We start from the raw sequence: 14,579 nt of genomic DNA, 5'->3' as shown, positions 1-14,579 counted from the left end.
CCGCTGGAGGAGCTCGACTGGCGCGACCGGTCCCCCGAGGAGCAGGACGCGGCGCTGGACGAGCTCATGGACCGCGACCGCGCGCGGGGGGCCGACCTCGGCCGCCGCAGCCTGGTCCGGATCCTGCTGGTCCGGCTCGCCGGCGACCGCCACCAGCTGATCTGGAGCCACCACCACCTGCTGCTCGACGGGTGGAGCGCGTCCATCGTGCTCGGCGACGTGCTGAAGGCCTACCGCGACCTGCGCGCAGGCCGGCCGCCGCTGCTGCCCCGGCGCCGTCCGTTCCGCGACTACGTGGCCTGGCTGTCGGGCCGGGACCAGGGCGCGGCGGAGGCGTTCTGGCGCGACCGGCTGCGGGACGTCACCGCCGCCACGTCGCTCGGCGTCGAGCGCAACACCGGCGACCGAGGCCAGGCCACCGTCTCCCGCGAGCTCACCGAGGCGGCGACCGCGGCGCTGGCGCGGACCGCACGCGCGCACCGGCTCACCCTGAACACCGTCACGCAGGGCGCCTGGGCCCGGTTGCTGGCGGCCTACAGCGGCGACGCCGACGTGGTGTACGGGGTGACCACCTCGGGGCGGACCGAGGAGCTCGACGGGGTCGAGTCGATGGTCGGGCTCCTCATCAACACCATGCCCTGCCGCACCGTCGTGGCCGGCGACGTGCCGGTCGCCGAGTGGCTCGCGCGCCTGCAGGCCGACCAGTCCGAGGCCCGGCGGCACGAGCACATGCCGCTGGTGCGGATCCAGTCGTGGAGCGGCGTTCCCGCCGGGCGCCCCCTCTTCACCAGCCTGTTCGTCTTCGAGAACCAGCCCGCCGGGGGGTTCGGCGGCGAGGCGGACGGGGACGGGCTGCGGATCACCGACAACCGGTCCCGGGAGCGGGCGGACTACCCGCTCACGCTCATCGTGGCGCCCGGCCCGCGCCTGAGGATCGGCCTCACCTACGACCGGTCGCTCTTCGACCCCGCGACCGCCGAACGGCTGGTGGCGCATTTCGCCGAGATGCTCGACGCCTTCACCGCCGATCCCACCGGACCGCTGCGGCTCCTGGCCCCGAGGCCGGGCGACGTCGCGGCCTGGAACGCCACCGACGCCCCCGTTCCGCAGGTGGGCGGCGCGCACGAGCTGGTCGCCGGACCCGGGGAGGCGACGGCGGTCGTCTGCGGCGGCGCGAGCCTCTCGTACGCCGAGCTGGAGGAACGCGCCAACCGGCTCGCCCATCACCTGCGCGGCCTCGGCATCGGCCCCGAGACGGTCGTCGGGCTGTGCCTGGACCGCGGTCTCCACTTCGTGACCTCCCTGCTCGCCATCTGGAAGGCGGGCGGAGCCTACCTGCCGCTCGATCCCGCCTACCCGGCCGAGCGGCTGACCTTCATGACCGCCGACAGCGGTGCGAAGGTCGTGATCGCCCAGGGCACCGGGGTGGCCGGATGCGCCATCGTCGACCCGGACGACCCGGCGATCGCCCGGTGCCCCGCGGACCCGCCGGAGGTGCCGACCCGGCCCGGCCAGCTCGCGTACGTGATCTACACCTCGGGCTCGACCGGGCGTCCCAAGGGCGTTCAGGTCGGCCACCGCGGCCTGGTCAACCGGCTCGCCTGGATGCAGCGTCGCCGGCCGCTCGCGCCCGGCGACGGCGTCCTGCACAAGACCCCCGCGTCCTTCGACGTGTCGCTGTGGGAGCTGCTGTGGCCGCTGATGGCGGGCGGGCGCCTGGTGCTCGCCGAGCCCGGCCGCCAGGGCGACGTCCCGTACGTCATGAAGCTGATCGAGGACGAGCGGATCGCGGTCGCGCACTTCGTGCCGTCGCTGTTCCACCGCTTCGTGCTGCACGAGCCGTTCCTGGCGATGCCGAGCCTGCGGCTGGTGGTGTGCAGCGGCGAGGCGCTCTCCGGCGACGACGTCGCCCGGCTCTACGCCCGGCACGAGGGCGTCGTGGTCGAGAACCTGTACGGTCCCACCGAGGCGTCCGTCGAGGTCTCGTCGTGGACGTGCGAACGCCCGGGGGACGCCGGCGCGTCGCCGCCGATCGGGACCCCCATCGCCAACCTCCGGCTGTACGTCCTGGACCGCTGGCTGAACCCGGTTGCGCCCGGCGTGCCGGGCGAGCTGTTCATCGGCGGCGTCGGCGTCGCGCGTGGATACGCGGGGCGGCCCGGCCTGTCCGCCGAAAGGTTCGTGGCCGATCCGTTCGCGGCCGACGGCTCCCGCCTGTACCGGACGGGCGACCGGGCCCGGTGGCGCGAGGACGGCACGGTCGAATACCTGGGCCGCCTCGACCACCAGGTCAAGGTCCGCGGCTTCCGCGTCGAGCCCGGCGAGGTCGAGGCCGCCCTGGTCGCCCATCCCGCCGTGGCCGCCGCCGCGGTGATCGCCCTGGACGAACGGCTGGTCGGCTACGTCGTGCCCGCCGATCCCGCGGCGGGCGCACCGGCCTCCGGCGAGGTTCGCGAACTGCTGCGGGAAGGGCTGCCCGACCACCTGATCCCGTCGGTGTTCGTCGAGCTGGCGCGGCTGCCGCTGAACGCCAACGGCAAACTCGACCGGGCTGCCCTTCCGGTGCCCGAGAGCGCCCGCCCGGACGGCCCCGGCGGGTCCACCGGCGAGCACTCGCCCACCGAGGAGATGCTCATCGGGATCTGGACGCAGGTCCTGGGCCTGGACCGGATCGGTGTGCACGACGACTTCTTCGAGCTGGGCGGGCATTCGCTGCTGGCCACCCAGGTGATGTCGCGGATCAGGGCGGCGTTCGGGGCGGAGGCTCCGCTGGCCGAGCTGTTCGACCACCCGACCGTGCGGGAACTGGCGGGCGTGGTCGACGCGCTCACGGCCGGAGCGGCGAGCACCGCGCCCGTGCCGCCGATCGTCGCCGTGCCCCGCGACGGGACGGCACCACCGTCGTATGCGCAGCAACGGCTCTGGTTCCTGGACCGCCTCGAACCGGGCTCCGCCGAATACAACCTGCCCATGGCGCTGCGCCTCGCCGGGCCGCTGGACGCCGACGCACTGGGCGCCGCGCTCGACGCGTTGATCGAACGGCACGAGGTGCTGCGGACCCGGCTGGTCACCGTGGACGGCGCGGTCGTCCAGGTGATCGACCCGCCGCGCCCCGGGGCGCTGACCGTCACGGACGCCGGCGAGGGAGGCATCACGGCGGCCGAGGCCCTGGTCGCCGCCGATGCGACGGCGCCGTTCGACCTGGCCGCGGGCCCGCTGCTGCGGGCCAGGCTGATCCGGCTCGCGCCCGATGACCACGTGTTCAGCTTGTGCGTGCACCACGTGGTCTCCGACGAGTGGTCCGCCGGGCTGCTCCGCCATGAGCTCGCCCTGCTGTACGAGGCGTTCCGCGACGGCGAGCCTGCGCCGCTGCCGCCGCTGCCGGTGCAGTACGCCGACTTCGCCGTCTGGCAGCGTGAACACCTGACCGGGGAGGTGCTCGAGGCGCGGCTGGCGTACTGGCGCGACCGCCTCGCGGACGCGCCGCCGCTGGACCTGCCCACCACGCGCCCGCGCCCGCCGGTCCGCTCGCCGGCCGGTGCCGTTCACGACTTCCGCGTCCCCGAGCCGGCGGTCGCCCGATTGCGGGCGGTGAGCCGCGAGGCCGGCGCGACGATGTTCATGACCCTGCTCGCCGGATTCTCGGTCGTTCTCGGCCGCTACGCCGACCAGGACGATGTGGTGGTCGGCACCCCGATCGCGGGCCGCGACCGCGCCGAGACCGAGGCGCTCGTCGGCTTCTTCGTCAACACGCTTGTGCTGCGCACCGACCTGTCGGGCGACCCGGCCTTCACCGAGGTCGTGGCACGGGTCCGCCGGGACGCCCTCGGCGCCTACGCGCACCAGGACGTGCCGTTCGAACAGCTGGTGGACGCGCTGCGGCCCGACCGCGACCGCACCCGCCACCCGCTCTTCCAGGTCATGTTCGACTATGCGCAGGGCGGCGGCGCGCAGTGGTCGGCGGGGTTCGGCGACTTCGGCGTCACGCGGGTGCCGGTGCCGCGCGACACGGCGTTGTTCGACCTGACGCTCGTGCTCGCCGACGACGGGGACGGCGACGGCCTGGCCGGGCGGATCGAGTACAGCACCGAGCTGTTCGACGCGGCCTCGATCGAGCGGCTCGCCGGGCACCTGTGCACCCTTTTGGAACGGGTGTCGCGAGAGCCCGCGCGGCGCCTGTCCGCCCTGCCGCTGCCGGACGCCGCGGAGCGGCACCTGACGACGGCCGACTGGAACGCCGCCCCGTGCCCGCCGCCGCCCGCGGCCGGGGTGCACGAGCTGATCGCCGCCGCGCCGCCGGACGCTCCGGCCGTGATCTGCGGCGACCGCACGCTGAGCTACGGGGAGCTGGACGCTCGCGCCGCCCGCCTCGCCCGGCGGCTGCGGGAGGCGGCGGGCATCGGCCGCGAGTCGGTCGTGGCCCTCTTCCTGCCCCGGGACGCCGACCTGGTGGTGGCGGTGCTCGCCGTGTGGAAGGTCGGCGCCGCCTACCTCGCCCTCGACGCCGACGACCCCCCCGAACGGCTCGCGTACAAGCTCTCCGACAGCGGCGCCCGGCTCGTGCTGACCGGCCGTTCGGGTGACGAGCCGCCGCCCGGCGTGCCGGCACTCGTCCTCGACGGCGAGGAGGAGGCGACGGCCGATGACGCGTCCGCCCCTCCGGCCGGCGAATGCCTGCCGGACCAGCTCGCCGCCGTCGTCTACACCTCCGGATCGACCGGGCTCCCCAAGGGCGTCCAGATCACACACGGCTCGCTGACCGCGCTGTTCGCCGCCTGGTCCGGCACGCACTTCCCGGCGGGGACCGGCTACCGGTGGCTGTCGGTGGCGGGCGCCGGCTTCGACGTGTTCACCGGCGACGTGGTCCGGGCGCTCTGCTCGGGCGGCACGCTGGTGCTCGCGCCGGTCGGCCACCAGACCGACCCGGCACGGCTCGCCGGGACCCTGGCGCGCGAACGGGTGGAGGCGTTCGAGGCGGCGCCCCGCTTCGTGGACGCGCTGGTCGAGCACGTCGCGCGGACCGGCGAGCGGCCCGCGTCGCTGCGGCTGCTGGTGGTGACCACCGACATCTGGCGGCTGGCCCGCGCCCGGCGCGCCCGCGACGTCCTCGGCCCGGACGTGCGGCTGCTCACCGCGTTCGGCATCACCGAGACCACCGTCGACAGCACCTACGGCGAGCCGCCCGGAACCGGTGGCGACGGGCCCGCGCCGATCGGCGCGCCGCTGCCCGGCACTGCGGTCTACGTGCTCGACCGGCACCTGTCCCCGCTTCCCGTCGGCGTCCCCGGCGAGCTGTTCATCGGCGGGAGAGGGCTGGCGCGCGGCTACGGCGGGCGGCCGGAGCTGACGGCCGAACGGTTCGTGCCGGACCCGTTCGCGGCGGACGGCGGCCGGCTCTACCGCAGCGGCGACCGCGTGCGATGGCGTCCGGACGGCGAGCTGGAGTTCCTGGGCCGCACCGACCACCAGATCAAGCTGCGGGGCTTCCGGATCGAGCCGGGCGAGGTCGAGACGGTCCTGCTCGACCACCCGGCCGTGACCGCCGCCGTGGTGATCGCCCGCGACGACAGGCTCGTCGGGTACCTCGTCGCCGCCGACCCCGCCGCCGGGCTCCCCTCGACGACCGGGCTGCGCGAGTTCGTGCGCGCCCGGCTGCCCGAGTCGATGACCCCGGCGGTCTTCGTGGAGCTCGCCGCGATCCCGCTGACCCGCCATGGGAAGGTCGACCGCGCGGCGCTCCCCGAACCCGGCGGCGACCGGCCGGAGCTGGCGGGCGCGGCGGTCGCGGCGCGCACCCCGGCGGAGAAGCTGATCGCGGGGATCTGGGCCGAGGTGCTCGGCGCCCGCACGGTGGGCGTCCACGACACGTTCTTCGAGCTGGGCGGTCACTCGCTGCTCGCCGTCCAGGTCGCGTGGCGGATCGGCGAGGCCCTCGGCGTCGAACCCGCGCTCGCCGACCTCTTCGACCATCCGACCGTGGCAGGCCTCGCCGCCCTGCTCGACGGGGCCGGCGCGGCGGGCCCGGCCGCGTCCCCGACGCCGGGGCCGGCGCCCGCCGCGCCGATCACCGCCCGGCCGTCCGCCGCGCCCGCGCCGCTGTCGTACGCCCAGCAGCGCCTCTGGTTCCTGGACCGGCTCGAACCCGGCTCGATCGAGTACAACGTCCCGCTCACCCTGCGGCTGACCGGCCCCCTCGACACGGCTGCGCTGACCGCCGCGCTGGACGAGATCATCACGCGGCACGAGGTGCTGCGGACCCGCCTGGTCACCTTCGCCGACGGCGTCGCCCGCCAGGTCGTCGACGAACCCCGCGGCCTCGGCCTGGCCGTCGTCGACCTGACCGCCGATCCCGACCCGGCCGCCCGCGCCGGGGAACTGGTCGACCGCACGGTGACGGCCCCGTTCGACCTGGACGCCGGGCCGCTGATCCGCGGCACGCTCCTCGTCCTCGGCGAGGACGACCATGTGCTGAGCCTGTGCATGCACCACGTCGTCTCCGACGAGTGGTCCGCGGGCGTGCTGTGGCGCGAGCTGTCGGCGTTGTACGCGGCGTTCGCGGACGGAAGGCCCTCGCCGCTCCCGCCGCTCACCGTCCAGTACGCCGACTTCGCCGTCTGGCAGCGCGCGCACATGCGCGGCGAGCTGCTCGACGGCCAGCTCGCCTTCTGGCGTGACCGGCTGCGGGACGCGCCCGAGCTGGAGCTTCCGCTGGACCGGCCGCGCCCCGCCGAGCGGTCGGCGGCGGGCGCGATGGTGGGCTTCGAGGTTCCCGCGGCGACCGCGGCCCGGCTCCGCGCGCTGAGCGGTCGGAGCGGCGCCACGATGTTCATGACGCTGCTGTCGGCCTTCTCGATCGTGCTCGGCCGGTACGCCGGGACCGAGGACGTCGTGGTCGGCGCGCCCGTCGCGGGGCGCACCCGGCCCGAGACCGAGGACCTCATCGGCTTCTTCGTCAACACCGTGGTGCTGCGCACCGACCTGTCCGGCGACCCCACGTTCACCGACGTCCTCGCGCGGGTGCGCGCCGGCGCGCTGGACGCCTTCGCCCACCAGGACGTCCCGTTCGAGCAGGTGGTGGACGCCCTGCGCCCGGACCGGGACCGGGGTCGCAACCCGCTGTTCCAGGTGCTGTTCGACGTCGAGCGGGCCGACGCCACGGCCGCCGGTCTCCCGGGCCTGGCCTCGACCGGCTTCGGCGGCCCCCGCAGCACCACCCCGTTCGACCTCGGCGTCGTGCTCGTCGACGGGGACGAGCTGACCGGCGCGCTGGAGTACGCCACCGACCTGTTCGACGAGGCGACGGCGCGGGCCCTGACCCGCCACCTCCTCGCGGTGCTCGACGCGATCGCCGCTGACCCGGGGCGCCGCCTGTCCGAGCTCGACCTGCTGGACGAGGCCGAACGGCGGCGGGAGATCTCGGCATGGAACGCCACCCGGGCCGCGCTCCCGGACGTCGGCGGTGTCCACGAGCTGATCGACGCCCAGGCCGGCCGTACCCCGGACGCGACGGCCGTCGTCTGGGACGGCCGCCGGCTCACCTATGCCGAGCTGGCCGCGCTGTCGAACCGGCTGGCCCGCCACCTGCGGTCGGTGGGTGTGCGCCCCGACGACGTCGTCGGGCTGTGCGTCACCCCCGGCCCCGGCCTGGTGGTGGCGATGCTGGCGGTGCTCAAGGCCGGCGCGGCCTACCTTCCGCTGGAGCCCGGCCACCCGGTCGAGCGCACCCGCTTCATGGTCGCCGAGTGCGGTGCCGAGGTGGTGATCGGGCAAGCCGAGACGCTGGCGCTCCTGCGGGAGCTGCCGGTGCGGCCGGTCGACCTCGACGACCCGGCGATCGCCGTGGCCGACGACGGCCCGCTCGCGACGGCGACCCATCCGGACCAGCTCGCGTTCGTCATCTTCACCTCCGGCTCGACCGGCCGCCCCAAGGGGGTGTCGCTCACGCACCGCGGGCTGGTGAACGTGCTCGCCTGGCGGCAGGAGGCGTTCGGCCTCGCGGCCGGGGACCGTGTGCTGCAGAAGAGCGCCATCGGCTTCGACGCCGCCACGGGGGAGATCCTCTGGCCGCTCGCGGTGGGCGCCCAGGTGGTCGTCGCCGACCCGGAGCGCCGCGCCGACCCGGACTACCTCGCGGAGACGATCGAGCGGGAGCGCATCGACGTCATCGACATCGTGCCGTCGCTGTTCCGGCTGCTGATCCGGCGGGAGGGACTCGGCACCGGCCTGCGGCTGGTGGTGTGCGGCGGCGAGGTCCTGCGGGGCGAGGACGTCGCCCGGTTCCAGGAGGCCAACCCCGGGGCGAGGGTCCACAACGTCTACGGCCCGACCGAGGCGTCGATCGACGTGTCGGCCTGGCCGTGCCCGCGTCCGGTCGGGGTGTCCGGCGTCCTGCCGATCGGCGGCCCGGTCGGCAACACCCGCCTGTACGTGCTGGACCGCTCGCTCCGCCCGGTGCCGGTGGGCGCGGCGGGCGAGCTGTTCATCGCGGGCGCGGGCTTGGCGCGCGGGTACGCGGCGCGGCCGGACCTGACCGCGGAGCGGTTCGTGCCCGACCCGTTCGCCGGGGCCGGGGCGCGGATGTACCGTAGCGGCGACCGCGTCCGGCGGCGGCGGGACGGCACTCTGGAGTTCCTCGGGCGGATGGACGCCCAGGTCAAGCTCCGCGGTGTCCGGGTCGAGCCCGGCGAGGTCGAGGCGGCGCTGCTCGGCCATCCGGCCGTCGCGGCGGCCGTGGTCGTGGCCCGGGACGAACGGCTGGTCGCCTACGCCGTCCCCGCCGATCCCGAGCGCGGCCTGCCCGGCGCCGACGAGACCAGGACGTTCCTGCGCACGATCCTGCCGCCCCACCTCGTCCCGGCGGCCGTGGTCGAGCTGGCCGCGCTCCCGTTCAGGTCGAACGGCAAGCTCGACCGCGACGCGCTTCCGTCCCCCGAGCCGCCGGCGGAGGGGCGGACGGCGCCGCGGACCGCGGCCGAGGAGCTGCTGGCCGGGATCTGGGCCCAGGTGCTCGGCGTGCCGGAGGTCGGCGCCACCGACGACTTCTTCGCGCTCGGCGGGCACTCGCTGCTCGCCACCCGGGTCGTCTCCCGGATCCGCGCGGTCTTCGAGACCGAACTGCCCGTCGCCGCGCTCTTCGACCGGCCGACCGTACGCGGCCTGGCGGAGACGATCGGCCGGACCGGCGGCGGCGGGCTCGCGCCGCCGCTGCTCCCGGCGCCGCGCGACGGCCTGGTCCCGGCGTCCTTCGCCCAGCAGCGGCTGTGGTTCCTCGACCAGCTGGAGCCGGGCTCGACCGACTTCAACGTGCCCGTCGCGCTGCGGCTGCGCGGACCGCTGGACGCGGCGGCGCTCACCGCCGCCGTCGACGCCGTCATGGCACGGCACGAGGCGCTGCGCACCCGGTTCACGGCGGTGGGCGGCGTCGCGCACCAGATCATCGACCCGCCCGGCGGACCTGTCCTGCGCCGGGACGACGTCTGCGGCGCGGTGGACCCCCTCGAGAGCGCGACCGCGCTGGCGGCGGCCGACGCGTCCGCGCCGTTCGACCTGGCCGAGGGGCCGCTGTGCCGGTGGCGGCTGATCCGTCTCGGCGATGGCGACCACGTCTTCTCGATGGTGATGCACCACATCGTGTGCGACGAGTGGTCCGCGGGACTGCTGCGGCAGGAGATCGCCGCCCTGTACGGCGCGTTCGCGGCGGGCGGCCGGGAGGTTCCGCTCGCGCCGCTGCCGCTGCAGTACGCCGACTTCGCCGGGTGGCAGCGGGACTGGCTGCGCGGCGACGTCCTCGAAGGGCAGCTGGGGCACTGGCGGGAGCGGCTCGCCGGCGCGCCCGATCTGGAACTGCCGGTCGACCGGCCGCGGCCGCCCGTCCGCTCGTCGGCGGGCGCGGTCGTCGAGTTCGCCGTGCCGGAGACGACCGGGCGCGGGCTGCGGGAGCTCAGCCGGTCGTGCGGCGCGACGATGTTCATGACGCTGCTGGCGGCGTACGCGGTGACGCTGGGCCGCCTTTGCGGCCAGGACGACGTGCTCGTCGGCACCCCGATCGCGAACCGCAACCGGGCCGAGACCGAGGACCTCGTCGGGTTGTTCGTCAACACGCTGGTGCTGCGCACCGACCTGTCCGGCGACCCCACGTTCGCCGAGGTCGTGGAGCGGGTGCGGCGCGACGCCCTTGCCGCCTACGCCCACCAGGACGTCCCGTTCGAGCAGGTCGTCGACGCCCTGCAGCCGCGCCGCGACCGCGGCCGCACGCCGATCTTCCAGGCGCTGTTCAACTACGACCAGGACGGCGGCGAACGCCTCGACCTCCCCGGGCTCGAGGCCGAGCTGCTCCCGGTCGCCGATCCCATCGCGCTCACCGACGTGCGCCTGGCGTTCATGGACGCCGACGGTGGCCTCACCGCGAAGGTCGAGTACAGCACCGAGCTGCTCGACCGGCCGACCGCGGAACGGCTGGCCGAACGGATCGGCCTGCTGCTCGACGAGATCGCGGCCGATCCGGGCCGGCGGCTGTCGGAGCTGGCGACGCTCACCGGCGACGAACGCCGGAAGGTGACCCTCGACTGGAACCGCGCCGCCGCGCCGCGACCGGGCGCGGCGTCCGTCCACGAGCTGGTCGCGCGGTGGGCGCGGGCCACGCCCGACGCGACCGCCGTGATCGCCGGGTCCGATCGCCTCACCTACGCCGAGCTGGAGGAACGCGCGAACCGCCTCGCCGGGCATCTGCGCGGCCTCGGCACCGGGCCGGAGACCGTGGTGGGCCTGTGCCTGCCGCGCGGCGTGGATCTGGCGGCGGTGTCGCTGGCGGTGTGGAAGGCCGGCGGCGCCTATCTGCCGCTCGACCCGGCGCTCCCCGCCGAACGCCTCGCGTACATGCTCACCGACAGCCGCGTCTCGGTGCTGGTGGGAACCACCGAGACGCTGGACGACCTGCCGGCCGGGCGGGTGCGCCCGGTCGCCTTGGACGACCCGGCCGTCGACCTGGCGATCCGGGCCTGCCCGCCGGACGCGCCCGGCGCCCCGGCGCACCATCCGGACGGCCTCGCGTACGTGATCTACACCTCCGGGTCGACCGGCGCTCCCAAGGCCGTGCAGATCCCGCACCGCGGCGTGCTCACCATGGTCGCCGCCCAGCACGACGTGCTCGGCGTGACGCCCGAGGACGCGGTGCTGCAGTTCGCCTCGTCGAGCTTCGACGCGGCGGTGTCGGAGACCTTCATGGCGCTGGCCTACGGTGCGACGCTGGTCGTGGCCCTGGCCGGTGAGCGCACCGAGCCCGGCGCGCTCATCGAGCTGATCGAGGCGCGGGGCGTCACGGTGGCGACGCTTCCGCCGACGCTGCTGGACGTGATGTCTCCGGCGCGCCTGCCCGGCCTTCGGACGCTCCTGTCGGCCGGTGAACGCCTGGACCCGGGAACGGCGGCCGCCTGGGCGCGGGACCGGCGGCTGTTCAACGCCTACGGCCCCACCGAGACCACCGTCTGCGCGTCGATGGCGCCGTGCGGGACCGGCCCGGACGGCGAGGCGCCCATCGGCGTCCCCATCGGCGGCACCCGGCTGTACGTGCTCGACCGGCACCTCGCTCCCGTGCCGGTGGGCGTGACCGGCGAGCTGTGCGTCGGCGGCGCGGGCGTCGCGCGCGGCTACGGCGGCCGGCCGGACCGCACGGCCGAACGGTTCGTGGCCGACCCGTTCGCCGCCGACGGGTCGCGGCTCTACCGGACCGGCGACCGGGTCCGCTGGCGCGCCGACGGGCAGCTGGTCTACCTCGGCCGCGTCGACGACCAGGTCAAGGTGCGCGGCTTCCGGGTGGAGCCCGGCGAGATCGAGGCGGCGCTGACCGCGCTTCCCGGCGTGGGCACCGCCGCCGTCGTCGCGGCCGGCGAGGGCGCGGCGCGGCGGCTGGTCGCGTACGTGGTGGCCACCGACGCCGAGGCGGGCGCGCCCGCGGCGGACGACCTCCGGTCGGCGCTGTCGGCGTCGCTGCCGCACCATCTGGTGCCCTCGGTCTTCGTGGAGCTGGCGTCGATGCCGCTGACGGCCAACGGCAAGGTGGACCGCGCGGCGCTGCCCGACCCCGGGACGGCGACCGCGGAGCGGACGGGCGGCCTCGCCCCCCGCACCCCCACCGAGGAGATCCTGGCCGGGATCTGGGCCGGGCTGCTGGGCCGCGACCGCGTCGCCGCCGACGACGACTTCTTCGCGCTCGGCGGGCACTCGCTGCTGGCGACCCAGGTGATGTCGCGCGTCCGTCTCGTGCTGGGCGCCGACGTGCCGGTGGCCGGGCTCTTCGACAACCCGACGCCCGCCGCGCTCGCCGAACTGGTCGACGCGGCCGCGCCGGGCGAGCGGTCGCCGGAGATCGTCCCCGTGCCGCGCGACCGGCCGCTGCCGCTGTCGTTCGCGCAACAGCGGGTTTGGTTCCTCGACCAGCTCGACCCCGGCTCCGCCGAGCACAACGTGCCGACGACCCTGCGCCTCGCGGGCCCCGTCGACCCCGCCGACGTGCGGGCCGCGCTGGAGGCGGTCGTCATGCGGCACGAGGTGCTGCGGACCCGGCTCGTACCGGACGAGGACGGCGTCGTCCACCAGGTGATCGACTCCGGCCGCGCCGTCCCGCTGCGGCTGACCGACCTCGCCGCCCGGCGGCCGGCGGACGCGGCCGCCGAGGCGGAGCGGCTGGTCGCCGCGGACGCCGCGGTGCCGTTCGACCTGGCCGCCGGATCCCTCATGAGGGCGCGGTTGCTGCGCTTCGGGCCCGAGGAGCACGTCCTGTGCGTCGTGTTGCACCACGCCGTCTCCGACGAGTGGTCCGCCGGAATCCTCGTCCGCGAGGTGACGGCCCTGCACGACGCGATCAGACGCGGGGCGGACGCCGGCCTGCCCGCGCTGCCGGTCCAGTACGCCGACTTCACGGTGTGGCAGCGGGAGTGGTTGCGTGGCGAGGTGCTGGCGGCCGAGCTGGATCACTGGCGTTCCCGTCTCGCGGGCGCCACCGTCCTGGAGCTGCCCACCGACCGGCCCCGGACGGCCGTGCGGACGGCGGCGGGCGCCGCGGTCGGGATCGAGGTCCGGGCGGACGTCACCGCCCGGTTGCGCGCCCTCGGCCGCGGCTCCGGCGCGACGATGTTCATGACCCTGCTCTCGGCCTACGCCGTCGTCCTCGGCGGGCTCGCGGGCCAGGACGACGTGCTGGTCGGGACGCCGATCGCGGGACGCAACCGGGCCGAGACCGAGGGCCTGATCGGGTGCTTCGTCAACACGCTCGTCCTGCGCGCCGACCTGTCGGGCGACCCGGCGGTCACCGAGCTGCTCGAACGCGTGCGGTCCGACGCGCTCGACGCCTACGCCCACCAGGACCTGCCGTTCGAGCAGCTCGTCGACGCGCTGGTGGTGGAGCGGGACCGGTCCCGGCACCCCCTCGTCCAGGTGCTCTTCAACTACGACGGAGAGCCGGCCGAGCTCGACGCGATCACGCCGCCCGGCATCCAGAGCACGCGCTTCGACCTGCGGCTGGTGTTGTCCGACACCGAGGAGGGCGGGCTCGCGGGCTCGGTCGAGTACAGCACGGAGCTCTTCGACCGGTCCTCGGCCGAACGGTTCGCGGCATGCCTGACGACGGTCCTCGACGCGATGGCGGCCGACGCGGACCGGCGGTTGTCGGAGCTGCCGCTGATCGACCCGGGGGAGCGGACCCGCCTGCTGGAGGCCTGGGCGGGGACCGGCGGGCGGAAACCCGAACGGCCGGGCGTGCACCTCTCGGTGGCGGGGGAGCCGGACGCCGTCGCGGTCTCGGCGGACGGCGGACCGTCGCTCACCTACGGTGAACTGGCCGAACGTGTCGCACTGCGCGCCGGATACCTGCGCGGCCTGGGCGTCGGTCCCGAAACCGTCGTCGGCGTGTGCCTGCCCCGGGGGGTGGACGTGGTGGTGACGCTGCTGGCGGTGTGGCAGGCCGGTGGCGCCTATCTGCCGCTGGATCCCGGGCTTCCGGTGGACCGGCTGGCGTTCATGCTGGCCGACAGCGGCGCATCGCTGCTGGTCGGAAACGAGGAGACCGCGGGCGGCCTGCCCGTCGGCCGGGTCCGGCTGGTGGTGCTGGACGATCCGGTCACGGCCGCGTCCCACGGCCTGGCCGAGCCCCTCCCGCCGGAGCCCGTGCACGCGGATCAGCTCGCGTACGTCATCTACACCTCGGGCTCGACAGGACGACCCAAGGGCGTCCAGGTCACCCACGGCAATCTCACCGCCTACGTGCGCGGCGCGGTGGACCGGATCGGGTTCGGTCCCGGTTCGTATGCGATGGTCCAGTCGGCGGTGACGGATTTCGGCAACACGGTGCTGTTCGGTGCGTTGATGTCCGGTGGATCGCTGCACCTCATCGATGAGCTGACCGCTGCCGATCCGGCGGCTTTGCGCGGCTACTTGCGGGCGCATCCAATCGATTTTTTGAAGATTGTGCCGTCGCATCTGGCTGCGTTGGCGGGTGGTGGGGGGTTGTCGGAGTTGTTGCCGGCGCGTGTGCTTGTTTTGGGTGGGGAGGCGGCTTCGGCGGGTTTGGTGGATGCGGTGCTGGG

Annotated in this window: 1 protein-coding gene (running past one end of the window); it reads left to right on the top strand. The window is 75.3% G+C overall.

The annotated features are described in order from the left end of the window. On the top strand, positions 1-14,579 hold part of the coding region annotated (locus J4557_RS41270; RefSeq protein ID WP_208272280.1) for a non-ribosomal peptide synthetase (this coding region is incomplete at its 3' end). 285 nt of the annotated region lie to the left of the window's left edge; 14,579 of 14,864 annotated nt are visible.

The sequence above is a fragment of the Actinomadura nitritigenes genome (assembly GCF_017573545.1).
GTDB lineage: Bacteria > Actinomycetota > Actinomycetes > Streptosporangiales > Streptosporangiaceae > Spirillospora > Spirillospora nitritigenes.
Note: the sequence above shows the minus strand (reverse complement) of the source record. Positions and strands in the feature narration are given on the sequence as shown.